The organism is Cellulomonas sp. (assembly GCF_015234515.1).
GTDB lineage: Bacteria > Actinomycetota > Actinomycetes > Actinomycetales > Cellulomonadaceae > Cellulomonas.
Window position 1 is genome coordinate 22,449 of sequence record NZ_JADGMY010000025.1, and the last position, 22,636, is coordinate 45,084.

23 protein-coding genes and 1 pseudogene are annotated in these 22,636 nt (G+C 75.0%); 11 read left to right on the forward strand and 13 right to left on the reverse strand.

What is annotated here, in order from left to right:
* Positions 1 to 100: 100 nt before the first annotated feature.
* Both IR158_RS19360 and IR158_RS12275 read right to left on the reverse strand, forming a co-directional pair.
* A pseudogene (locus tag IR158_RS19360) lies at positions 101 to 289 on the reverse strand (GrpB family protein); the annotation flags it as partial.
* A 50-nt stretch (positions 290 to 339) separates the two neighbouring features.
* Complete coding sequence (locus tag IR158_RS12275; RefSeq protein WP_291813415.1) at positions 340 to 1,098, reverse strand: DUF2071 domain-containing protein; 759 nt, start codon at positions 1,096 to 1,098, stop codon at positions 340 to 342.
* A 69-nt stretch (positions 1,099 to 1,167) separates the two neighbouring features.
* On the opposite strand from IR158_RS12275, the gene IR158_RS12280 reads away from it, so the two are divergent.
* Positions 1,168 to 1,707 (forward strand): chloramphenicol phosphotransferase, encoded by a 540-nt coding sequence (locus tag IR158_RS12280; protein ID WP_291813417.1) that lies wholly within the window; start codon positions 1,168 to 1,170, stop codon positions 1,705 to 1,707.
* A 38-nt stretch (positions 1,708 to 1,745) separates the two neighbouring features.
* Here IR158_RS12280 and IR158_RS12285 read toward each other — a convergent pair whose 3' ends face one another.
* The 3 genes from IR158_RS12285 to IR158_RS12295 all read right to left on the reverse strand — a co-directional run bounded on the left by IR158_RS12285 (position 1,746) and on the right by IR158_RS12295 (position 3,272).
* The gene (locus IR158_RS12285; RefSeq protein WP_291813418.1) at positions 1,746 to 2,192 is read right to left on the reverse strand and encodes a phage holin family protein; all 447 of its coding nucleotides are present in this window, start codon (positions 2,190 to 2,192) and stop codon (positions 1,746 to 1,748) included.
* Positions 2,193 to 2,289: 97 nt separating this feature from the next.
* A complete protein-coding gene (locus tag IR158_RS12290) occupies positions 2,290 to 2,667 on the reverse strand; it encodes a hypothetical protein (protein ID WP_291813420.1) in 378 nt (125 codons plus the stop codon).
* A 122-nt stretch (positions 2,668 to 2,789) separates the two neighbouring features.
* Complete coding sequence (locus IR158_RS12295; RefSeq protein ID WP_291813422.1) at positions 2,790 to 3,272, reverse strand: DUF1269 domain-containing protein; 483 nt, start codon at positions 3,270 to 3,272, stop codon at positions 2,790 to 2,792.
* Between the two features lie 258 nt (positions 3,273 to 3,530).
* Between IR158_RS12295 and IR158_RS12300 the strand changes: the two genes are divergently transcribed.
* Complete coding sequence (locus tag IR158_RS12300) at positions 3,531 to 5,954, forward strand: LuxR C-terminal-related transcriptional regulator (protein ID WP_291813424.1); 2,424 nt, start codon at positions 3,531 to 3,533, stop codon at positions 5,952 to 5,954.
* On the opposite strand, the gene IR158_RS12305 is transcribed toward IR158_RS12300, so the two are convergent.
* Both IR158_RS12305 and IR158_RS12310 read right to left on the reverse strand, forming a co-directional pair.
* Positions 5,947 to 6,168 (reverse strand): hypothetical protein, encoded by a 222-nt coding sequence (locus IR158_RS12305; protein ID WP_291813426.1) that lies wholly within the window; start codon positions 6,166 to 6,168, stop codon positions 5,947 to 5,949. The two genes, IR158_RS12300 and IR158_RS12305, sit on opposite strands and share 8 nt — an antisense overlap.
* A 52-nt stretch (positions 6,169 to 6,220) precedes the next feature.
* The gene (locus tag IR158_RS12310) at positions 6,221 to 6,631 is read right to left on the reverse strand and encodes a hypothetical protein (RefSeq protein ID WP_291813428.1); all 411 of its coding nucleotides are present in this window, start codon (positions 6,629 to 6,631) and stop codon (positions 6,221 to 6,223) included.
* A 260-nt stretch (positions 6,632 to 6,891) separates the two neighbouring features.
* Here IR158_RS12310 and lysX point away from each other — a divergent pair, with 260 nt between their 5' ends.
* Positions 6,892 to 10,245 carry a bifunctional lysylphosphatidylglycerol synthetase/lysine--tRNA ligase LysX gene (lysX, locus tag IR158_RS12315; RefSeq protein ID WP_291813430.1) on the forward strand — a complete coding sequence of 1,118 codons (3,354 nt, stop codon included), beginning with the start codon at positions 6,892 to 6,894 and terminating at the stop codon, positions 10,243 to 10,245.
* Entirely contained in the window at positions 10,242 to 11,054 is an 813-nt protein-coding gene (locus IR158_RS12320; RefSeq protein WP_291813431.1) for a hypothetical protein, read from the forward strand. The genes lysX and IR158_RS12320 overlap by 4 nt, the downstream gene beginning before the upstream one ends.
* Before the next feature lie 191 nt (positions 11,055 to 11,245).
* Here the strand turns inward: IR158_RS12320 and IR158_RS12325 are convergent, their stop codons facing one another.
* The gene (locus tag IR158_RS12325) at positions 11,246 to 11,602 is read right to left on the reverse strand and encodes a MerR family transcriptional regulator (RefSeq protein WP_291813432.1); all 357 of its coding nucleotides are present in this window, start codon (positions 11,600 to 11,602) and stop codon (positions 11,246 to 11,248) included.
* Positions 11,603 to 11,625: 23 nt separating this feature from the next.
* On the reverse strand, positions 11,626 to 12,570 hold the full coding sequence (locus IR158_RS12330) for an aldo/keto reductase (RefSeq protein ID WP_291813434.1): 945 nt from the start codon (positions 12,568 to 12,570) through the stop codon (positions 11,626 to 11,628).
* A 133-nt stretch (positions 12,571 to 12,703) separates the two neighbouring features.
* Here IR158_RS12330 and IR158_RS12335 point away from each other — a divergent pair, with 133 nt between their 5' ends.
* Both IR158_RS12335 and IR158_RS12340 read left to right on the forward strand, forming a co-directional pair.
* Positions 12,704 to 13,726: a zinc-dependent alcohol dehydrogenase family protein gene (locus IR158_RS12335; protein ID WP_291813436.1), complete on the forward strand. Its 1,023-nt coding sequence runs from the start codon at positions 12,704 to 12,706 to the stop codon at positions 13,724 to 13,726.
* Between the two features lie 39 nt (positions 13,727 to 13,765).
* Positions 13,766 to 14,161 (forward strand): cupin domain-containing protein, encoded by a 396-nt coding sequence (locus IR158_RS12340; protein ID WP_291813438.1) that lies wholly within the window; start codon positions 13,766 to 13,768, stop codon positions 14,159 to 14,161.
* Positions 14,162 to 14,236: 75 nt separating this feature from the next.
* Here the strand turns inward: IR158_RS12340 and IR158_RS12345 are convergent, their stop codons facing one another.
* Together IR158_RS12345 and IR158_RS12350 are read right to left on the reverse strand one after the other, a co-directional pair.
* Positions 14,237 to 15,862, reverse strand: coding sequence for a cellulase family glycosylhydrolase (locus tag IR158_RS12345; protein WP_291813440.1), 1,626 nt, complete (start codon positions 15,860 to 15,862; stop codon positions 14,237 to 14,239).
* Positions 15,863 to 15,987: 125 nt separating this feature from the next.
* Positions 15,988 to 17,019 carry a nucleoside hydrolase gene (locus IR158_RS12350; RefSeq protein ID WP_291813442.1) on the reverse strand — a complete coding sequence of 344 codons (1,032 nt, stop codon included), beginning with the start codon at positions 17,017 to 17,019 and terminating at the stop codon, positions 15,988 to 15,990.
* 134 nt (positions 17,020 to 17,153) lie between these two features.
* On the opposite strand from IR158_RS12350, the gene IR158_RS12355 reads away from it, so the two are divergent.
* On the forward strand, positions 17,154 to 17,675 hold the full coding sequence (locus IR158_RS12355; protein ID WP_291813444.1) for a hypothetical protein: 522 nt from the start codon (positions 17,154 to 17,156) through the stop codon (positions 17,673 to 17,675).
* A gap of 252 nt (positions 17,676 to 17,927) precedes the next feature.
* On the opposite strand, the gene IR158_RS12360 is transcribed toward IR158_RS12355, so the two are convergent.
* On the reverse strand, positions 17,928 to 18,062 hold the full coding sequence (locus IR158_RS12360) for a hypothetical protein (protein ID WP_291813446.1): 135 nt from the start codon (positions 18,060 to 18,062) through the stop codon (positions 17,928 to 17,930).
* 107 nt (positions 18,063 to 18,169) lie between these two features.
* Between IR158_RS12360 and IR158_RS12365 the strand changes: the two genes are divergently transcribed.
* The 4 genes from IR158_RS12365 to IR158_RS12380 all read left to right on the forward strand — a co-directional run bounded on the left by IR158_RS12365 (position 18,170) and on the right by IR158_RS12380 (position 21,937).
* Positions 18,170 to 19,069, forward strand: a complete 900-nt coding sequence (locus tag IR158_RS12365; protein WP_291813448.1) for an ABC transporter ATP-binding protein — start codon at positions 18,170 to 18,172, stop codon at positions 19,067 to 19,069.
* Entirely contained in the window at positions 19,066 to 20,682 is a 1,617-nt protein-coding gene (locus tag IR158_RS12370) for an ABC transporter permease (protein WP_291813450.1), read from the forward strand. The genes IR158_RS12365 and IR158_RS12370 overlap by 4 nt, the downstream gene beginning before the upstream one ends.
* A gap of 85 nt (positions 20,683 to 20,767) precedes the next feature.
* On the forward strand, positions 20,768 to 21,370 hold the full coding sequence (locus IR158_RS12375) for a GNAT family N-acetyltransferase (protein ID WP_291813451.1): 603 nt from the start codon (positions 20,768 to 20,770) through the stop codon (positions 21,368 to 21,370).
* A gap of 54 nt (positions 21,371 to 21,424) precedes the next feature.
* Positions 21,425 to 21,937, forward strand: coding sequence for a GNAT family N-acetyltransferase (locus IR158_RS12380; RefSeq protein ID WP_291813453.1), 513 nt, complete (start codon positions 21,425 to 21,427; stop codon positions 21,935 to 21,937).
* A gap of 13 nt (positions 21,938 to 21,950) precedes the next feature.
* On the opposite strand, the gene IR158_RS12385 is transcribed toward IR158_RS12380, so the two are convergent.
* Positions 21,951 to 22,547: a histidine phosphatase family protein gene (locus IR158_RS12385; RefSeq protein WP_291813455.1), complete on the reverse strand. Its 597-nt coding sequence runs from the start codon at positions 22,545 to 22,547 to the stop codon at positions 21,951 to 21,953.
* Positions 22,548 to 22,636 lie beyond the last annotated feature (89 nt).

The following is a 22,636-nucleotide window of genomic DNA, read 5'->3' on the forward strand; positions in this document are numbered from 1 at the left end:
GACGCCGCCCGCCGGTGCCGTGACGGCGTGCCGGCCGGGGATGCCCTGCTCGCCCGCGTACGTGTAGCCCGCCGCACCCCAGGGCGGCGATCGCCGGTGCCAGCTGCGCCGCGTCGACCACGACGTCGACGTCGATGACGGGCTTCGCCGGCAGGCCCGGGACGGCGGTGCTGCCGACGTGCTCGATCGACCGCACGTCGACGGACGCCAGGGCCGCGTCGAGCTCGGCCTCGATGCGTCGGAAGGCAGCCGGCCAGTCGTCGTCGTACGGCACCACGGTCACACGCACGGCCCGATGCTCCCACGGCGGGCCGACGGCGAGGCTCGGGGCCTTCCCGGTCAGCCCGGCAGCGGCGTGCGGACGTCCACGGGCGGGCCGAAGTCCGTGCGGACGCCGCGCGAGAACAGCACCGAGTCCGGCGGTCGGAGCGCGACACCCGGCAACCCGCAGGCGGCGACGAGGCGGTCGTCGAGGGTCAGCAGCTCGGCGCTCTGCAGCGGCCACGTCTCGTGGTGGTTGGGCACGTACAGCGTCCGGCCGAACGCGCGCGTGTGCAGGCCCCAGCGCGCGGTGAGGAACTCGGCGACGGCGTCACCGGGCGCGAGCACCTCGCCCGGCCGCACGACGACGTGCGTCGTCGCGTCCCGCGGCCCGGGCCAGCGGCGCCGCGACGTGTACGTCAGGACGCCGTCGGCCTCGCTCACCCGCATCCGCGCCCACGTGTACGGCAGCGCGAACACGGCCCGCGTGCCCAGCACGAACGCCAGCCGGGACGCCTCGAGCGTCAGGAAGACGACACCGCGACGCCCCTGCTCGTCCACCGAGTAGAGGCGGACGTTCGTCTCGGGGAACGTGCCGAGCCACGGGACGCCGGGCCCGAACCCGGCGCCCACGCCGACCATGCGGAACGGCACGAGCCCGACCCAGCTGGACCCGTCGTGGACGTCCGGTCGCGTGCCGGCCGGCAGGAGCGGCGCGACGACCTCGGGCGCGACCCGCCAGTGCACGAACGTGAGGTCCCGCCACGACTGCCGCGTGATCGCCCGGCCGGCGAGCTCGGGGGCGCTCGCGGTCACGGGCTGGGGCTCGCGCGGCATGGCGCCACTATGCACCCGTTCACGACCGGCACGCGTCGACCCCCCACAGCGCGCACCTACGCTCGTGACGTGAGCACCGACGTCGTCGTCCTCAACGGGGGGTCCAGCTCGGGCACCACGACGGTGGCGCGGGCGCTGCAGGGCATGCTCGACGACGCGTGGCTCCTGCTCGGCGTGGACGACCTCGTCGACGCGCTGCCCCGGCAGGGTCCCGGAGCGGCTGCGACCATCACGTTCCCGCCGGACGGGTCGGTGCAGGTCGGGCCGGTGTTCATGCGGGTCCAGGAGGCGTGGACGGCGGGCATCGCCGCCATCGCACGCGCCGGCGTCGGCGTGCTGGTCGACGACGTCCTCCTCGGCGGCGGCGCGTCGCAGGCGCGGCTCGCTGCCGCGCTGTCCGGTCTCGACGTCCTGTGGGTCGGCGTGCGGTGCGACGCCGACGTGGCCGCCGCGCGCGAGGCAGGGCGGCCGGACCGGGTGCGGGGGATGGCGGTCGCGCAGGCCGAGGCCGTCCACCGCGGCGTGCGCTACGACGTCGAGGTCGACACGTCCCGGGCCTCGCCGCAGGACTGCGCCCGGGTGGTCCTCGCGGCGCTCGCCGGACGCTGAGCGGGCGGTCGGCGACGGCGTGACCCTTGGCGCCGTGACTACGCGCTCGGTGGCCGCGACCTCGGGCCGTCGCGGCGGGCTCGCTCGGCACGGCCCCCGGCCCTGGAGTCGCCGTCGCGGCGGGCGCGCAGCAGGACGAAGGGCAGGAGGAACGTGCCCAGCGCGGTGACGAGCCAGACGACCAGCGTCGCCAGGACCCACGCCGTGGCGCCCCGGATCTGCAGCCCGCCGGTGACGAGCGTGGCGACGACGAGCGCCACGAACGTCGAGAGCAGGCCGACGCCGCCGAGGAACGCCTTCGCGTACCGGTTGGTCATCATGAGGACGAAGGGCGAGAGCACCGACTGCGCGAGGGCGAAGACGGCCACCGTCACGACGAACCCCGACGTCGAGACGTCGAACCCGTCGACGAGCCCCGCCGCCGCGAGCAGCCCCAGGGCCGCGGAGCCCAGGAAGACGAGCGTGCGCAGCAGCAGGCGGATCATCTCTGCTCCCTCACGGTGGGACGACGGAGGGTCGCCTCGACCCGGACGCCGCGGCCCTGCCGCGCGCCGATCGTCCGCGTCCGGTAGGTGCCGGGGCTCACGCGAGCGCTCGCTCCTTGAGGACCGCGTACTCGGTCGCGTCGATGGCCCCGGCGTCCAGCAGCGCCTTGGCCTGCGCGATCTCGGCCGCGGGCGAGCGTCCCGCGGCCTCGCGGATGTACTCCTCGGTCTGCTGACGGGCCTGGACCGCCGCCGCCGCCTGGCGTTCCGCCATGCCGCGCCCGCGCGCGATGATGTAGACGAGGGCAGCGAGGAACGGCGCGACGACGAGGGCGAGCACCCACACCGCCTTCCACCACCCGCTGAGCTGCCGGTCGCGGAACAGGTCGGCGCAGATCTGGAACAGCAGGATCAGGTACATCACGAAGAAGAACCACCACACCGACAGCCAGAACCAGTCCCAGAACGTCTCCACGGCCCGCTCCTCGTCTCCGTGCGGCGCGCCGGTGGTGCCGCTGGCGTCACCATGGCCCGGCGAGCGGCGCGCGGCCTCACCCTGAGGGGATGAGCCGCTGGCGGGCCTCGTCGCCCGCGAGGTCAGCCGAACGTCTCGTACAGCACCTGCCGCTCGGCGTCCGTGAGGTTCGTGCTCACCAGCGTCGAGTGCAGGCCGTGGAACCGTTCGGCGAGCCGGTCGAGGTCGGCGTCCTCGGTGACCACGAACAGCGCCGACGTCCCGGGTGTCACCTGCTCGCGCAACGTCGCCATCTGGTCCTTGCTGATGCCGACGGCCTCGACGGCCCGGGCGATGGCCCCCGCGGCGGCACCCGCCGCCGCGCCCAGGAGCGGGACGAAGAACAGCGCGCCGAGCAGCAGGCCCCACAGCGCGCCCCAGCCGCCGGCGCGCAGCTCGTCGTCGTGAGCGTGCCGCACGGTCGGGCGGGCGGCACCCTGCGGCCAGCTGACGACCGCGCGGTCGACGACGCGCACCAGGCCCTCGTCGTCCGCACCCTGCATCACGGTCAGCGCCCGTTCGGCGCCGTCGACGTCGTCGAAGCGCCAGGCGGTGAAGGTGGTCATGACGGTCTCCTGCCGGTGAGGTGGGCGGTCGGTGCCGGGTCGCGCGGGTGAGGGCGGGCCGGCGGTCCGGCACGTCGCCGTACTGTGTGCGCCGCGCGGGGTCGCGGCGGCTCACCCGTCGGGGATGAGACCCGACCGGCGCGTACGACAGGCCGCCGCGTCGCCTCCCGACGTGTGGTGGTCGCGTCCGGCTTGTACGGTCGGAACGACCGACGCGCCATCCGGGGGGTTGCCGCGGGCCGGTCCGGGGGTGCGGCCATGGCCGCTGAGGTGCAGCAGGGCGCCGGTGCCGGCGTCGCGCGACGACGCGCGGTCAGCGACGGGATCCCACGCGCGCGCTGCGTGCAGGCGCTCGAGGACGCGCTCGCGGCGCACCGCGTCGTGGCCGTCGTGGCGCCCGCCGGCTACGGCAAGTCGACGCTCCTGCGCCAGTGGGCGCGCGCGCACACGGGCCCGGTGGTCACGGTCGCCGTGCAGGAGGGGCTCCACGCGGCGGTGGCCGACGCGCTCCGGGGTTGGGCCACCGGCGGCTCCACGGCGCCCGCGGACCACCGGACCCGGGTCGTCGTGGTCGACGACGCGCACGCCGCTGCCGCCGACGAGGTCGCGGACCTGGTCCGCGAGGTGCTGGCCAGGCGGGACGTCTCGCTCGTGCTCGCGTCGCGGCACGACCCGCCGCCGCCGGCGCACCGGCTGCGGATGTCCGGCGATCTCACCGACCTGCGCGCCGCCGACCTGGTCTTCACCGCGCAGGACGTGCAGGCGCTGGCCCGCGCCGACGGGCTGCCCGAGATCGACGACGCCGCCGCCGCGCGGCTCGTCGACCTCACCGCAGGGTGGGCTGTCGCCGTGCGGCTCGCGCTGCTCTCGCTCGACCCGGGTGACCCGTCGGAGCAGCTGCTGGCGCTGCGCGCCACCGACCTCGACATCGGCGGCTACGTCGTCGAGGAGGTCGTCGACCGCCTGCGACCACCGTTGCGGGACTTCGTCCTGCGTGCGACCACCGACGACGTGGTCGACCCCGTGCTCGCCGAGGAGCTCGCCGCAGGCGGCGCCGCGCTGCTCGAGGAGTGCGTCGCGCGTGGCCTGTTCCTCACGCCCGAGCGTGCGGACGGTCCGGCCGGCTACCGGTGGAACCCGCTCTTCGCTGCGCACTGCCGTGCGGTCGCCGCGCGCCGCCAGCCCGCCGTCGCGCTGCTCGTGCACCGTCGGGTCGCGCTGCACCGCGTCCACGACGCCCCGGTCACGGCGGTCGAGCACGCGCTGCGGGCGCACGACGCCCCCCTGGCCGCGGCCGTGCTCGCCGCGCGGTGGACCGATCTCGTCCTCGCGGAGCGCGTCGCGGACGTCCGTGCGCTGACCGACCGGCTCGCCGCGCTGCAGCACGGCGACGGGGAGCTCACGCTTGCGGCGGAGGTCGTCGAGGCGATCGCGTCGGGCGCGACCCTGGGCCCGGCGGAGGGGCCCGCGCCGACGCCCGCACGGGCGCTCGCAGTCCTGCTGACGACGAGCGACCCTGCCGAGCAGGCGCGCGCCGAACGGTGCGTGCGCACGCACCTCGACCAGACCCCCGAGCCCTCGGCCGCCACCCGGGGGCTGCAGCTGTTCGCCCTCGCGTCCGCGCAGCTCGAACACGGGACGGGGGAGCGCGTCGACGCCCTGCTGCGCGACGCCGGGGCGCTCGCCGTGGCGGCACGGCTGCCCGTCCTGGATGCGGCGTGCCGCGCGCACCACGCGCTGCTGCTGGCCCGACGGGGGTCGCTCGTCGCGGCCGACGGTGCGGCCGTGGAGGCGATCACGATCGCCGTCGCGGCCGGCGCGCGCGACATGGTGGCGCTCGTCCCGGCGCACCTGGCCCGGGCCGTCGTGGCGCTGTGGCAGGGACGTCACCGCGACGTCGGGCCGCTCCTCGACGGTGTCGTTGGTCTGTCGCGCCACCCGCGGTACGCGCCGGTCCGTCGCGTCGCCGTCGCGCTAGCGGCGGCCGCGGACGTCGTCGGGCGCCTGCCGGGAGCCCCGGGCCGCCTGCACGACGCACGCACGCACGGCGGTGGCGTCCCACCGCTGTGGAGGGACCTGCTCGACGTGCTCGGTGCGGTCGCGGGCGGGCGCGACGTGGCGACGACGCCGGGACCGGACCCCGTGGTGGTGGCGTGGGCCGCCGCCGAGGACGCCGAGCGGGGCCGCCGCGTGCCGGCGCGGGCGCTGCTGGAGCGGCTGGGACCCGTGCCGGGCGCGGTCGCGGCGGCACGCGCGGGTCTCGCGGAGGCGCTGCTCGCGCAGGCCACCGGCGCGCCCGGGCAGGCCCACCAGCACCTGGAGACGGCGCTCGCGGACGCGGACGCGGAGGCTCTGGTCGTGCCGTTCGTGCCGTCCGGGCCGGCGGGGCGCGCCCTCCTCGTGGACCACCTGGCGTGGGGCACCCGGCACGGCGCGACGGTCCGGCGCGTGCTGGACCTCGGCGCACGGGAGCCCGAGGGGCCGTGGGAGGAGCTCACGTCCCGCGAGCACGAGGTGCTCGCGTGCCTGCGCGCGGGCCTGTCGAGCCGGGAGATCGCCGAGGCGCTGATCGTGTCGGTGAACACCGTCAAGACGCACCAGCGCGGGGTCTACCGCAAGTTGGGCGTCGCCGACCGGCGGGAGGCCGTGCGCGAGGCCACGGCGCGCGGGCTGCTCACCTGAGCGGTGTCCCGCCGTCCGGGTCCTCGACGACCTGCAGGTCGAGCACGCGCAGCCCGAGGTCGTGCAGGTACGCGACCACCCCGGTGAGCGCGGCCGCGTCCACGACCTGGCAGGACAGGACCTGGTGGTCCGTGCCCTCGACGACGACGACGTCCGGCAGGGCGAGCGCTGCCTCGTCGGGCAGTCGTCCGCCGACCCGGATGTGGTAGAGCACGGCGTCCCCCTCGCCCTCGGGCTTCCTCGTCCACCGTCCCGGTGCCTGCCCGTCAGCAGGTCAGCTCGTCCACGAGCTCCTGGCGCGCCGCGCGGACCTGCGCGGCCTCGTCACGCAGGGAGTCGAGCGCCTCGGCGAGGGTCGCGTCACCGGCGACGTCGTCGACCGCGTCGTCGAGCCGGTCCCACGCGTCGTCGAGCGTGTCGGCACGGTCCCGGGCCACGTCGGCGGCGGCCTCGTCCAGCCGCTCCTGGGCGGCGTCCGCCGCGTCGCGTGCCGCACGGATCTCGTCGATCGTGGCGTCCTGCGTGAGGGTGGCCTCCAGGTCGTCCAGCGCCGTCGCCAGCTCCTCGGCCGCCTCGCACGCCTGGGCGGAGTTCTGCTCGGGGGTGTCGGTGCCGCACGCCCCGAGGGCGAGCGCGGCGGCGATGGGCAGGACGGCGAGGGCGGGACGACGGCGCATGGTGGTCTCCTCACGGGTGCGTCGCTGGGGCCGGACGCGGGGCGGCCGGTGCCAGCGTCCGACGGGCTGTCCGCCGCCGCCTCACCCGGCAGGGATGAGGCGCGCCCGGGGGCCGCGGCGCCCGCGCGGGGTGGTGCCGGGGCCGTCGGGGCGCGCGCGGCACGTGCCGTCCCTACGCTGCGAAGGGACGACGGTCGCAGCTCGGGCCTGCGTCGGGTGGGGGATGCCCAGGGGCGGACGAGCCCGGGACGGAGCACGTCGTGAGCAGTCGCACGGTGCCGACCGGGCCCGACGCGCAGGCAGCGCGCGTCGGTGCACGCCGTCGCGGTGCGTCTGCGGGTGCCGTGGTGGCCGGGCCCTGGGCCGACACGGTCGCCAGGGTCGCCGCCCGGGTCGTGCAGGCGTTCACCGCCTGGCAGGTCGTGGCCCTGCTCCTCCTGCCGTTCGCGCCCGGCGTGGTCCGCACGGTCGGCGACGTGCTGTCCGTGCTCAACCTGCCCTCCTATCCGGGGTTCTTCTCGCTGGTGCTGCTCGCGACGATCGCGTCGGGCCTCGTGCGGCACCAGCGGGTGGCGCTGTGGTTCCTCGTGCTCGTGTGGCAGGTGCCCGTCGCGGTCGTGGGAGTGGTGACGGCGCTCGCGTGGGTGGTCGATCCGGCGGGGCGCGCCGACCTCGGGGTGACGCCGCGGGACGTCGTCGCCTGGGCGGTGGCCCTGGTCGCCGTCCCCGTGCTGGTCAGCGCACGGGCCGCGTTCCCGGCGCGGGTGCGGCCGGGCGCCTGGTGGCGGTCCCTCCTGGTCGTCGCCGGGTTCCTCGCCGCGGGCGCGCTGCTGTCGTTCGTGCTGCTGCGGCTGGTCGGTCGCGGGCTGCCGTCGGTGGGGGACCAGCTGCGCTGGGCGCTCGCGCAGGCGTTCGGCGCGTACGGCTCGGTGCTGAACCCCGGCACGGTGGGGCGCGTGCCCGCGTGGGTCGGCGTCGTCGGCGGGTTCGTCGCCGCGGTCGGCCTGGTGCTGGCGCTCGCGCTGTTCGGGCGCTCGCGGCAGCCGGTGGGGACCGACGCCGCCGACGACCGGCTGCAGGTCCGGCGGCTGCTGCTGGAGCACCCGTCCGACGACTCCCTGGGGTACTTCGCGACCCGGGACGACCGGTCGACCACCTTCTCGGCCGACCGGCGGGCCGCCGTGTCGTTCCGCGTCGTGTCGAGTGTCTGCCTCGCCGCCGGGGACCCGCTCGGTGACCCGGACGCGTGGCCGGACGCCGTCGCCCGGTGGCTGGCGACGGCGCGACGCTACGGCTGGGTGCCTGCCGTGACGTCGACGACCGAGGTCGGTGCGCGGGCCTACCAGGCGGTCGGGCTGCACCCGATCGTGATGGGCGACGAGGCCGTGATCGTCGCCCGCTCGTTCGACCTGATGCGGCCCGCCATGCGCGGCGTGCGCCGTGCGGTCGAACGGGGGCGTCACGCCGGGTACGAGGTCCGGGTCCGACGGCAGGCGGAGGTGCCGCCCGACGAGCTGGCGTCGGTCGTCGCGGAGGCGGACCGCTGGCGGCGCGGCCAGGAGCGCGGGTACTCGATGGCGCTCGACCGGTTCGGCTCACCGGTGGACCCCCGCGAGGTCGTCGTCACCGCGCACGACGCGGACGGCCGGTTGCGGGGGGTGCTGTCCTTCGTCCCGTGGGGCCGGCGCGGCCTGTCGCTGGACGTCATGCGGCGCTCGCCCGAGGCGGTCACGGGCGTCACCGAGCTCATGGTCAGCGGGCTGGTCGACGCGTCGCGGGACATCGGCGTCGAGCGGATCTCCATGAACTTCGCGATGTTCCGCGAGACGTTCCAGCTCGGTGAGCGCGTCGGCGCCACCCCGGTGCAGCGCCTCAACCGGCGCGTGCTGCTGCTCGCATCGCGCTTCTGGCAGCTCGAGCAGCTGTACCGCTCGAACGAGAAGTACCTGCCGGAGTGGCAGCCGCGGGTGCTGTGCTACGAGAGCGCGGGGCACCTCACGCGCGTGGTGCTCGCGCTCGGGCAGGCGGAGGGCTTCGTGCCCCCGCTGCGCCGGCTCAGCGGTGCGGAGCGCGAGCCGGTGCACCAGGCCGACGACCCCGCGTTCGTCGCCGCGGCCGTCGCGCAGGAGCAGGAGCTGCTCGCAGTCAAGGTCGCCCCGCGCCGGTTGACCCAGCAGCAGCGGGTCCGCCACGCCAAGCTCGACGTCCTGCGCGCGGCCGGGATGGACCCGTACCCCGTCACGGTGCCGCGCACGCACACGGTCGGCGCGGCACGCGGCGTCCCGCTCGACGGCCCGGAGGTGTCGGTCGTCGGACGCGTCGTGCGGCTGCGCGACCTGGGCGGGGTCGTGTTCGCGGTGCTCCGGGAGGGGACCGACGAGGTGCAGGCCCTGCTCACGGCGTCCGGCACGGCCGGGCTCGGCCTGTGGCGCCGCACGGTCGACCTGGGGGACCACGTCGGCGTGACCGGCCACCTCACGCGCAGCAGCAGCGGGGAGCTCAGCGTGGCCGTGTCCTCGTGGCGCATGGCGGCCAAGGCGCTGACGCCGCCACCGGACAAGCGGCGCGGCCTGGCCGACGCGGAGGCCCGGGTGCGGCTGCGGCACATGGACCTCGCGCTGCACGACGCCGCGACGGCCGCGCTGCGCGCCCGGTCGACCGCCGTGTGGTCGATCCGCAGCTCGCTCGTCGACCGCGGGTTCCTCGAGGTCGAGACGCCGATCCTGCAGCGCGTGCACGGCGGTGCCAACGCGCGCCCGTTCACCACCCACATCAACGCGTACGACCTCGACCTGTACCTGCGCATCGCGCCCGAGCTGTTCCTCAAGCGCCTCATGGTCGGCGGCGTGGGCAAGGTGTTCGAGCTCGGCCGCAACTTCCGCAACGAGGGCGTCGACGCGACGCACAACCCCGAGTTCACGTCGATGGAGGCATACGAGGCGTACGGCGACTACACGACGATGCGCGAGCTCACGCGGGAGCTCGTCGTCGCCGCGGCCGTCGCGGTGCACGGCGAGCCGGTGGCGCACCGGCCGGGCGGTGAGGTCGTGCGGCTCGACGGGCCGTGGCCGGTCGTCACCGTGCACGAGGCGGTGTCGCGGGCCGTCGGCCGGGAGGTCACCCCCGACGTGCCGCTGGGCCAGCTGCAGGCCCTGTGCGGGAGCCTCGGTGTGGCGTGGGAGCCGACGGAGACGCGCGGCGTGCTCGTGTCCGAGCTGTACGACAGGTTCGTCGAGGGGCAGACCGTCGCACCGACGTTCTACACGGACTTCCCCGTGGAGACGTCGCCGCTCACACGCGCGCACCGCGCCGACCCGCGGCTCGCCGAGCGCTGGGACCTCGTGGCGTTCGGCGCCGAGCTCGGCACGGCGTACTCCGAGCTGGTCGACCCGGTCGAGCAGCGCACGCGGCTGACCGCGCAGTCGGTCCTCGCGGCGGCCGGTGACCCCGAGGCCATGGAGCTCGACGAGGAGTTCCTGGACGCGTTGGAGTTCGCCATGCCCCCGACCGGGGGCGTGGGCATCGGCATCGACCGCGTCGTCATGACGCTCGTGGGCGGGACCATCCGGGACACGCTCGCGTTCCCGTTCGTCGGGCCGCAGGGGCGCAGGTGACCGCGGCGCTCCTGGCGGCCGTCGCCGCCGCCGTCGGGTACGGCGTGAGCACCGTGCTGGAGGCGGTCGGCGCGCGGCGGTCCCCGGGGGCCGGTGCGCTCCGGCAGCCGATCGTGCTCGGTGCGCTGGTCCTCGACGGCGCGGCGTGGTTGGCGTCCCTGCTCGCGCTCGACCGGTTGCCGCTGTTCGCGGTGCAGGCGATCCAGGCGTCGTCGGTGGTCGTGGTGGTGGTCCTCGCGCGGTTCGTCCTGGGTGCGTCGACGCGGCGGCGGGACGTCGTGGCGGTCGCGGTGGTGGTCGCCGCCCTCGTCGTCGTCGCCCTGGGGTCGGGCGAGCAACCGGCCGTGACGCCGCCGGCGGGGTTCACCACGGGGATGCTCGTCGCCTCCGGGGTGCTGGTCGCCGGGCTCCTGGCCGCGTACGCGCGGGGCGGCCCGCGGCTGCTCACGCTGCTCGCCGGGCTGGGCTACTCGGGGGCCGCAGTCGCCGCCCGGGGCGCGCACGCGTCCGGGGACCTGCTCGCCACCGTGCGCCAGCCGCTGGCGATCGTGATCGTGGCGTGCGGGGCCGTGGGGGTGCTGGCGTACCTGCGCGCGCTCGAGCGGGGGCCGGCGGGCGGGGTGGCCGCGCTGTCGTCGGTCGTGGAGGTGCTGGTGCCCGGCGTGGTGGGCGTCGCCGTCCTCGGTGACACGGTCCGCGCGGGGTGGGCCGTCCCGGTGGCGCTCGCGGTCGTCGCGGCCGTGGCCGGGTGCGTGGTCCTCGCCCGGAGCCCGGCGAGCGTCGCGGCGGAGGGCGCGGCAGGTCCATGACGCGGGCCCGACGCGGACGTCAGGCAGTCCCCTGTCCACCCACCGGGACGCGGGTCACGCGAGACCGGGGTTGCGTCGCCCGTCCGAAGGTCTGATCGACGCAACCCCGGTCTCGCGTGACAGCCGTCTCGGGTGTCGGACGCGGGACACCGGCCCGGGGCGTTGGTGGTCGCGCGGGCCGGGACGTGGGTCTATGACTCCTGCGCGTAGTGGGCGATCTTCCCGTCGAGCACGTCGACGGCGGCGAGGATCCGCTGCGCCTGCTCCTCGAGCTCGGCGCGGCGGGCCCGCAGGAACGCGACCCGGTCCGCCGCGCCGGCCTCGGTGCGCAGCAGCTCGGTGAACCGACGCAGCTCCGCGATGCCGAGGCCGGCGTCGCGCAGGCACGTGACGAGGCCGATCCACGCGACGTCGTCGTCGTCGTACCGGCGCTGCCCGCCGGCCGACCGCGCGATCGGGCCGACCAGCCCTTCGCGCTCGTAGTAGCGCAGCGTGTCCACGGACAGGCCCGTGCGCTCGGCGACCTCACCCGGTGCGTACCCCGTCATGGGAGCCATCGTGGCAGCGCCCGTCAGACCGCTGCGTCCAGACGCGCCCGGACCTCGTCGGGCAGGGTCAGGTCCCGTGCGGCCATGGCCTCGGCCAGCTGGTCGAGGGAGCTCACGCCCAGGATCGGGCTGATGCCCTGCGCCATGAGCCAGGCGAGCACCACCTGGTTGCGCGTCGCCCGGAGCTCGTCGGCGACCTGCGCGAGAACCGCCAGCCGCCGGTGCGTGCCGGGGTGGTCGTAGCCCTCCGACAGCGGGCGGTCGTCGCGCACGTACGCCCCGGTGAGCAGCGGCGAGTACGCCCATACGTCGAGGCCCTCCGTGCGCGCGTGGTCCAGCTGGTCGCGCTCGGCGTGCACGTGCCCGCCCTCCGGAAGGGTGATCCCCGGTCGCGGCCAGACGTACGAGTACCGCAGCTGCACCGCCGACCACGGCTCGACGCCGCGCTCGCGGGCGATCGCGCGGGCCTGCTCCACCCGCCACGCCGCGTGGTTGGAGGCGCCCAGCCGGCCGACCCGGCCCGCGGCGACCAGCGCGCCGAACGCCTCGACCGTCTCGGTGAGCGGGACGTCACGGTCCTCCGCGTGCGCCCACAGCAGGTCCACCGCGTCCAGGCCCAGCCGGTCGAGGGACGCCGCGAAGCCCCGCGCGATCGCGTCGGCGGACAGGCCCTCGGAGGACGACGGCCACTCGTGCGGCACCAGCGGCTGGTGGCGGACCTTCGTCGCGAGCTGCACGCGGTCCCGGACGCCGGGGCGTGCCGCGAACCACCGGCCGAGGACGCGCTCGCTCTGCCCGCCGACACCCGAGGGGTCGGCCCAGAAGGAGTAGCAGTTGGCGGTGTCGATCCACCGGCCGCCGAGGTCGACGAACGCGTCGAGCAGGGTGGCCGAGAGCGCCTCGTCGGCGCGGGTGCCGAAGTACATGGCCCCGAGGACGGGCTCGGGGGTCCGCTGCGTGGTGTCCATGACGACGAGCGTGCAACCTGGAGCGCGCTCGAGGTCAAGGCGTGCCTGGTGACGAGGTTCGCCACGGCTGTCCGGGAAGCGGCGACGGGCGCACCGGCGCACAGTGGAGGTCCGGACCGAGGAGGAGAACCCCATGCGCGGCGTGATCATGTACGGCCCCGGTGACGTCCGGGTCGAGGACCGCGAGGACCCGACGATCGTCGAGCCGACCGACGCCGTCATCCGCATCACCGCGACGTGCATCTGCGGGTCGGACCTGTGGCCGTACCGCGGTGCGGACCGGGTCGACCGCGCGAAGATGGGGCACGAGTACGTCGGCGTCGTCGAGGAGGTCGGCTCCGCGGTCAGGACCGTGAAGCCGGGCGACTTCGTCGTCGGGTCGTTCGTCATCTCCGACGGCACGTGCGAGATCTGCCGCGCCGGCTTCCCGTCGAGCTGCGTGCACCGCGTCTTCGTCGACGGTGCGATCGGCACCCAGGCCGAGAAGGCCCGCATCCCGTTCGCCGACGGCACGCTCGTCGCGACGCCGGGGCAGCCCGACGCCGACCTGGTCCCGCACCTGCTCGCGGCCTCCGACGTCCTGGGAACCGGGTGGTACGCCGCCGTCGCCGCGAACGCTGGGCCTGGCAGGACCGTCGCGGTCGTCGGGGACGGCGCGGTCGGGCTCATGGGCGTGCTCGCGGCCAGGCAGCTGGGTGCCGAGCGGGTCATCGCGATGTCGCGGCACGCCGACCGCCAGGAGCTCGCGCGTCACTTCGGCGCGACCGACGTCGTCGAGGAGCGGGGTGACGCGGGCGTCGCGCGCATCAAGGAGCTGACCGGCGGACTCGGCGCGCACTCGGTCATCGAGGCGGTCGGCAGCCAGGAGTCCATGACGCAGGCCATCGGCGCGGCCCGGCCCGGCGGCAACCTCGGCTTCGTCGGCGTCAGCCACGACGTCCAGCTGCCCGGCCAGCTGCTGTTCTTCTCCCAGGTCCAGATCCTCGGCGGCCCGGCACCCGTGCGCCGCTTCCTGCCCGACCTCATCCAGCTCATCTGGGACCGCGCCATCGACCCGGGCCGGGTCTTCGACCTCACGCTGCCGCTCGAGCAGGCCGCCGAGGGGTATCGGGCCATGGACGAGCGCCGCGCCACCAAGGTGCTCCTCACCGTCTGAGCGGCGCCAGGCAACCCCGACCCACGGAGGACGACCACCATGAAGCTCACGCGAAGCGGCGGCCGGACCGCCGCCGGCCCCGAGGACTGGTTCACCGGCACCGTCCACATCGACGGCGTCCGCACCCCCGACGAGCAGTCCGCCGTCGGCTGCGCCCACGTCCGGTTCGCCCCCGGCGCGCGCACCGCCTGGCACCGCCACCCCCGGGGCCAGACCCTCTACGTCACCGACGGCATCGGCTACGTCGCCGTGCGCGGCGGCGAGGTCCAGGAGATCCGGCCCGGCGACGTCGTGTACGTCGAGCCGGGCGAGGAGCACTGGCACGGCGCCACGCCCGAGCGGTTCATGGCGCACCTCGCGATCCAGGAGGCCGACGAGAACGGCGAGGTCGTGACGTGGCTCGAGCACGTCACCGACGAGGACTACCGCCGCTGACGCGCCGGCGCGCGACCGCCACCACCGCGGCGTCCCGAGCGCGCGGGGCCGGAAGCCGCGCGCCCGGGCACCCGGTCACGATCCCGTGATGGCGGTGATGATCCCCTGCTGAGTCACCGTCGCGGACTGCCGGTCGAACAGCCCGAACCCGTACCCGCCGTTGTAGCCGTTGTCCCAGTAGGCGGTGGCCGCGCCGTACGTCTTGGCGAGGGTGACCAGGGTGCGGGCGTAGTCGGCGCGGTACCGGTTGTTGGTCGGGTCGGCGCTCGTCTTGTCGATCGACCCGTACTCACCGATGAACACGGGATAGCCCTTCACGACGAACGCGTCGTAGACCTTCTTCAGCTGGTTCTCCATGTGGACCTGGTCGCCCCACGTCGCGCTGCGCGACGGGTCGGTCACGTCCGGGCCCCACTGGGTGGTCGCCCCGCTCTCGGTACCGGCGAAGTCCCACGGGTCGTAGTAGTGGACGGAGATCATGATCCGCCTGTCGGCGGTGGGGATCGCCGACGACCGGTACTGGTCGGTCGGGATCGTGAAGCCGTAGCTGCCCGTGGTGTAGTCGATGTTGGTGTTCCAGCCCGGGACGAGCAGCCACCGCGAGGCGTTGGTGCCGCCGGTGCGGCGCACCGTGTCGACGAAGACCTGGTTGTACGCGTTGATGTTGGAGTAGCACGGCTGCGTCGGGTTGCCGTACTGCCCGTCGAAGTTCTCGTTCATCGACTCCAGGACCAGCCGGCCGCCGTAATCCTTGAACGTCGAGGCCACCTGCTGCCAGACCTTCTGGTACTTGGCCCGGATCTGCTCCTGGCCCGACGCGTCGCAGATCAGCCACGCACCGCTGACGCTCTTGAAGCCGTCGCCGTGCATGTTGATCACGACGTACAACCCGCGGTCGTACGCGAGGTCGACGACCTGCTGGATCCGGCTGAGCCACGCGCGGTCGACGGTGTGGTCCGGGGCCGCGCCGATCTTGCCGAGGTAGGAGACGGGGATGCGGACCGTGTCGAACCCGGAGGCCTTGACCCGGTCGAGCAGGGCGCCCGTGATCACCGGGTTGCCCCACGCGGTCTCGCTGGGCACCCCGTCGATGCTGGCCTCCAGCTGGTTGCCCAGGTTCCAGCCCTGGCCCATCTCGGCGACGAGTCGGGTCGGGTCGGCCGTGACGGAGCCGGTGGACGGCGTGGGGGTCGGGGTGGTGGTCGGGCTCGTCGTCGGGCGGGGCGACTGCGTCGCGGTCGCGGACGGCGACGTCGACGGCGATGCGGTCGGTGGGGCGGTCGGCGTGGCCGCCGCGCCGGTGCACGCGACGCCGTTGAGCGTGAACGCGGTCGGCACGGGGTTGGCGCCGGCGAACGTGCCGTTGAAGCCGAACGACGCGGTGCCGTTGGTCGCCACGGTCCCGTTGTACGCGGCGTTGCGCACGGACACGGCCGCCCCGGTCTGGGCGACGGTGCCGTTCCACAGCTGGTTGACGGTCTGCCCCGCCCCGAACGAGAAGCGCAGGTCCCACGAGGTGAGCGGGTCACCCAGGTTGGTCACCTGCACGGCGGCGTTGAACCCGCCCGGCCACTGGCTGGCCACGGTGTAGTCGACGCGGCACGCGGCGGCGGCGTTCGCCGGGGCGGTCACCGCGACCGAGCCGGCGGCGGCGACGAGTGCGGCCGCGGTTGCGGTCAGCGCCTTGCGAAGTGCGTGCACGGGGATCCCTCTCGACAGGTGCGGGTCAGCGTGACCAGCCCACCAGCGCGGACGCCTCCGTGCAGTCGTCGAAGCGTTTCACCGCCCGCGGTGCCCGCCTGGCACCCGCGCTGCCCGCCGAGCGGCTATGCGTCCGCGCGCCAGGCCTCGAACAGACGCAGCTTCGCGAACAGGTCCTCGAGGACGAGCCGCACGTCGACGTGGGTCCACACCCGCATCTGCGGGGCGCCGGGACGCTCGACGTACCGACCGTCGTCCGTCAGCCCTGGCTTGGGGCGCGTGACGAACCGGCAGGACGACGCGTCCCCGGTCCAGTAGGTCTGCAGCGCGGTGAGCACCACCAGGCAGGAGTCGCCCAGCACGTACGCCTCGCTGGGCGGGCGCGACGGCTGCGCGTGCCGCCGCATCTCGGCGCGGAGCTCGTCGTCGAGGTGGCGGCCCAGGGGTCCGGCCGCCCGCACGCGCGTGCGCGACTCCGCGTCGGACAGCACGCACGTCGCGTACGTGCTGCGGGGGATCTGCCAGAGGTCCAGGCCGGGCGCGTCGAACACCACCTGCGCGGCGCGGACGTCGATCGACAGGTTGTACTCCTCGTCGACCGACCGGGGTGCGTCGAGCCACGGCACGGGCTCGTGCTCGAACCCGCCGATCCACACGACCACGAACCGGCCCGCGATCTCGGGGTGCGCCAGGTACGCCGACGCCAGGTCGGTCAGCCCGCCGCCCGCGACGTAGAACAGCGGGCGCGGGTCGTCGCGCATCGCCTCGGCGACGATCCGCTCGGTAGCGGCCGACCGCTGCGGCGTGCGCAGGTCCGTCAGGGTCTCCTCCGAGCCGGTGACCAGGACGTCGGTCGACGTCAGGCCCATACGCGCGAACACGTCCTCGACGACACGGGCGCCGTCGGCCGCGCTCGTCTCCGACCGGCCGTCGTGGTCGTGACGCAGGCGCGACGACACGACCAACGAGATCTCCACCGAAGGCGACAGCACGTGGTGGACCAGCTGGAACAGGTCGTCCGGGTCGCCGGCGAAGTCGTTGTCGAGGATCACGCGCGCCGACGCCGGCGCGGGCGGGGCGTCCGCGAGCCACGGGTGCTCACCCAGGCGCCACAGCGGGCCGACAGGAACAGCGGGGACGGGCGGGACGGTCGCCATGTCACGAGCGTAGGCACGGCCGGGGCGCGTGCGGCCGGGCCTGTCGGGGCGTGTCGGGTGGGTCGTCGCCGCATGCCGCCTTTGCCCCCAGCGCTCCGCAGCGGTGGGATGGGCGGGTGGACGCGGTGGCGCGGGTGGAGTGGGCGCAGGTCGGGGCCGGTGGCCACGTCGCCTGGCGCACCAGCGCCTGGTGGGAGCGGCTCGTCGCGGCGCGCGAGCACCGCGCCCCGCAGCGGCTCGTCCACGCGGTGCTCGAGGTCGCCGTCGACGGCGCCGTGCAGAGCATCGACATGGCCCCGACGTGGGGGAGGTCGGCCGGGGCGCGACGCGTCGTCCTGTCCGGCCCGGTCGGGTCACGGCTGCTGGGGCGGTGCCCCCTGTTCCGGTACGAGCTGCGCGTGGTCGACGCGCCCGCCCCGCCCAGCCACGTCCTCCCCGTGGGCGACGAGCTCCCGCTGCCCGCCGACGTGCTCGACGACCTGGTGCTCGTGCCGCCGCTCACGTGGGGCCGCGACGAGGCGCGCGTCGGCGAGATGTGGACGTCGAACTCGGTGGTGTCATGGCTGCTGGAGCGGCACGGTGTGACGACGGTGGGACCGCCGCCGGGTCACCGTGCGCCGGGCTGGGACGCCGGGCGGCGCGTCGCGCGGCGATGACGGCTCAGCCGTACCGAGGCGACGAGACAGCCGGCGAGGCCAGGTTCTGCACGGCGCCCCCCGACGGCTGGACCCCGACGACCCCCGCCTGCTGCGCTACGACGGGGCCCAGCACCTCTCCGCAGCCGCCGCGCCCCCTTGGCACCGGGCGTCGACGGTGATCGACATGTCCGAGCCGGAGGAGATGCGGGTGATCGACTGGCCCGGTCCCGCCTGACGCCGGGGCGACGCCACCACGCGCCGCCCGCGCGGTCAGTCGTCGGGAGTGCTCAGGTGGAGCTGGACCGCCGGGGCCGTGCGTGCCACGAGTGCGTCGAGGTCCAGGTGGAGCAGGTGCGGGACGTGGCCCACATGACGGGCGAAGGCGACCCCGAGCAGGTGACTCACGTGATGAGCAGAAGATGGGTGCGAGGGACTTCGGACGCTTGCGGGGAGCACGTCCGAACGTTCGACTGGTGGCCTCCCGTCGGTGGGGGCCTGGGAAGGGAAGCTCGATGAGCGTGCCGGTGATCGAGGTCGCAGGACTGGTCAAGTCGTTCGGCAGGTTCCGGGCCCTCGACGGGCTGGACCTGGAGGTCGCGCGCGGCGAGGTGCACGGGTTCCTCGGGCCGAACGGCGCGGGCAAGTCGACGACGATCCGGGTGCTGCTGGGCCTGCTGCGCGCCGACGCGGGGACTGTGCGGCTGCTGGGCGGCGACCCGTGGGCCGACGTCGTCGACCTGCACCGCCGCCTCGCGTACGTCCCGGGTGACGTGTCGCTGTGGCCGACGATGACGGGCGGTGAGGCGATCGACCTGCTCGGCTCTCTGCGCGGCGGGATCGACGAGCGGCGCCGCGCCGAGCTGATCGAGCGGTTCGAGCTGGACCCGACCAAGCGGGGGCGGCAGTACTCGAAGGGCAACCGGCAGAAGGTCGCGATCGTCGCCGCGCTCGCGTCGGACGTCGAGCTGCTGGTCCTCGACGAGCCCACGTCCGGCCTCGACCCGCTGATGGAGAGCGTCTTCCAGGGGGTCGTCGGCGAGGCGACGGCCCGCGGCACGACGGTGCTGCTGTCGTCGCACATCCTCGCGGAGGTCGAGAACCTCGCGGACCGCCTCAGCATCATTCGCGACGGCCGGATCGTGCAGTCCGGCACCCTCGCCGACCTGCGCGGGCAGACCCGCACCACGGTCCACGCGGTGCTCGAGCGCGTCCCCGACGACCTGTCGCTGTTCCACGACGTGCACGTCGACGGCGGGCGGTTCGCCGCGAGCGTCGACTCGGCCCGCATCGGGGAGGCGATGAGCGTGCTCACGCCCGCGGGGATCACGGCGCTGACAGTCGAGCCGCCGTCGCTGGAGTCGATGTTCCTGCGCCTGTACGGCGACGAGCCGACCCCGACGGGGGACCGGTGAGCACCGCGGTGGCGCCGCGCCGCTCGTCACCGGTCGTCGGGGTGCGCCCGCTGCTGCGGGTCTCGCTCGCGCACGACGGGCGCCTGCTCGCCCCGTGGGTGCTGATCGCAACGGCCCTGTCCGCGACGTCGGTGATCTTCTTCCCCATCGTGTTCCGCAGCGACCAGGCCCGGGCGGCGCTCTCCGCCACGGTCGGCGCGAACCCGGCCCTCGGCCTGATCTTCGGACCTGCGAACGACCTCATGACGGCCGACGGGTTCAACGCGTGGCGCACGCTCGCGCTGGGCGGGTTCCTCGCCGCGCTCGGCGCGATCTTCGCCGTCACCCGCGCGACGCGCGCGCAGGAGGACTCCGGGCAGGCCGAGCTGCTCGCGTCGGGGGTCATGGGCCGGTCCGCCCGCCTGCTGACGGGCCTGCTGGTGGCGTTCATCGGCTCCCTGGCGCTCGGGGTCGTCACCGGGGTCGTCACCGCGCTGTGCGGTGGGGACTGGGGCTCCTCGATGCTGCTGGCCGCGACGTTCACCGCGACGGGGTGGATGTTCGCCGCCGTCGCCGCCATGACCGCCCAGCTCGGGTCCGACGCGCGGTCCGCCAGTTCCATGGCCGTCGGGACGCTGGGCACGCTGTTCCTGCTGACGGGGTTCTGCTATTCGGTCGAGGCTCCGTCATGGACGATCTGGGCGAACCCGATCGGCTGGATGCACGAGACCCGGCCGGCGGCGGGCGACGACTGGCGACCGCTGCTGCTCGCGGTCGCGTTCACCGTGGTCGTGTCGGCTGTCGCGTTCGTCCTGCAGGCCCGCCGCGACTTCGGGCAGGGGATCGTCGCGACGCGGCCCGGGCCCGCCCGCGGCACGACCCGCTCGACGCTGCGGCTGGCGCTGCGGATCAACCATGGCGCTTTCGTGACGTGGGCCGTCGCGTTCGTCGCGATCGGGGTCGTGTTCGGGTACTTCACGACATCGGTCAGCGACCTCTTCGGCACCGACTCCGCGATCACGGGGGTGCTCGCCTCCGGTGCGACTACGACCGCCGAGATCGGCGCCGCGTTCATCCGCACGATCCTCGCGCTGGTCGGCATCATCGCGTGCGTCCCCGGGGTGCAGGTCATGCTCAAGGTCCGCTCCGAGGAGCTCGGCGACCGCGTCGAGCCCCTCCTTGCCGGCGCCGTCGCCCGGCCCCGCTACTACGGGAGCAACGTACTGGTCGCGCTCGGCTTCCCGGCCGTCCTCGTGCTGGTCGCCGGCACGCTGGTCGCCGCACGGGCCGGGGACGCGGGACTCGGGATGGGCTTTGGGGACGTCCTCCTGCAGGCCGTCGCGACGATCCCCGCGGTGTGGACGGTCGTGGCGCTGTCCGTGGCGGTCGTCGGCGCCCGGCCCGTCGCCGCCCTCGCCGCGTGGGCCGGGGTCCTCGCGTCCTTCGTCCTCACGCTGCTGGGCCCCACGTTCGGCCTCGACGACTGGGTGCTGGGGATCGCGCCGTTCTGGCACGTCCCCGACGTCGGCGTCGGCGACCCGGACTGGACGGGCCTGGGGTGGATCAGCCTGGTCACGCTCGGGTTCCTGCTCGTGGGGTTCGCCGGGTTCCGGCGCCGCGACCTCGCGCGTTGACGGCGCCCGGGCCTGGCCCGGCGTCGCAGGGTCCACGCGGACGAGCAGGGTTGTCGCGGTCCGGCCGCGAGCGTACGTTCGCCGGATGGGGGACGTGGCCGTCGACGGCTACCGGATCGCACCGCTCGGCGCGGACAGCTGGGACGCGTTCGCCGCGCTCGCGGAGCGCCACAACGGCGTCTGGGGCGGGTGCTGGTGCACGTACTTCCACCTGTACCCCGACCCGGTGGAGGAACGGCGGGCGCTGGGGCACCGTGAGTTCAAGCGGCAGCTCGTCCTCGCCGGGCGGGCGCACGCCGCGCTCGTCATGGACGGCGACCGGGCGCTGGCGTGGGCGCAGTACGGCACGGTCGACGAGGTCGCGAACATCCACCACCGCAAGGAGTGGGAGCGCGGGCTGCAGCAGCGCCCCGACTTCCGGATCACCTGCCTGTTCGTCGACCGTGACCACCGGCGCCACGGCATGGCGTCGGTGGCGGTGCGCGGTGCGCTGGGGCTGATCGCGGAGGCCGGCGGCGGGCTCGTCGAGGCGTACCCGCACGATCTCCCGCCGGGCAAGCGGACGTCGTCGTCGTTCCTCTACAACGCGACGCGGACGATGTACGAGCAGCTGGGATTCGCCTACCAGCGGCCGAAGGGCAAGGGGAACTGCGTGATGACGCTGACGGTGCCCGCCGCCGAGGCGTGACCGCTCAGAGCGGACGGGCACCCGCTGTCGGCGCGGTGGGTGTTGACTCTGGCGATGGACTTCCGCCCCATGCCCGAGCGCCTCGAGACCGAGCGGTTCGTGCTGACACCGGAGGAGCCGTCGGACGTCCCGTGGCTGGCGGAGCTGTTCACGGCACGTGGAGGGGGCGTGGTGACCCACGACCAGGCGTGGCAGCGCATGGCGGCGATGCACGAGCTGACGCGTCGGCACGGGATCGGCGTGTACGTCCTGCGGCCGCGCGACGGGTCGCCGCCCGTCGGGTACGTCGGGCTGGTCGTCGGTCGTGGCACCGTCGAGGAGCCGGAGCTCGCCTACGAGCTGCTGCCGGCCGCGCACGGCCACGGCTACGCGACGGAGGCCGCGCGCGTCGTGCTCGACGCGGTCCTCGCGACGGGCCGGGAACGTGTCTGGGCGACGGTGCGTGAGTCGAACGCGGCGTCGCTGCGGGTCCTCGACAAGCTCGGCGGCTTCGTGGTGCGCCGGGTCACGACCGGCGAGCACGGGCGGGTGCTCTGGCACGCGCGCGAGCAGGACGCGCCGGGTTGACGGACGCGCGCCGTCAGGCCTCGCGGAGCGTCGTCAGCTCCCCGGTATAGACGTCCACCCGGTACACGACGCCCTGCGGGTGGCCGCCGGCCAGCGCGGTCGCGACGTCGAGGCGTCGCAGGTGGTGCTGCAGCAGCCGGCCGATCATCTCGTGCGACACCAGGAGGGGGTGCCGCGCGCCGGACTCCTCGACGCGTGCCAGCGCCCGCGCGGCACGGGGCACGGCGTCCTCGTAGCTCTCCCCACCGGGAAACCGCCACCGGTACTTGTCCTGGCCGCGCAGGGCGAGCTCACCGGGGAAGGCCCTCTCCATGTCGTCGGGGGACATGCCGGCCATCGCGCCATGGTGCAGCTCCGCGAGCTCGTCCAGCGGGACGACGGGCAGGCCCAGGCGCTCGCCGCACACCTGCGCGGTGGCGGCGGCCCGGCCCTGCGGGCTGCAGAAGACGGCGTCCACGGGCTCGTCGGCGACGAGCTCGGCCACCGTCCGCGCCTGCGCGCGGCCCAGCGCGGTCAGCGGCGAATCGAGCTGGCCCTGCCAGCGGCCCTGCACGTTCCCCTCCGTCTGCCCGTGTCGGGCCAGGTACACCGTCTGCAAGGAGGAGCGCATGTCCGTGAGTATCACAGCGCGCCGGAGTGGTCGGATCGCGTTGTGGCGACCCGTGAGCGTCCCGCCGGGTACGCCCGGAACAGGTCGGT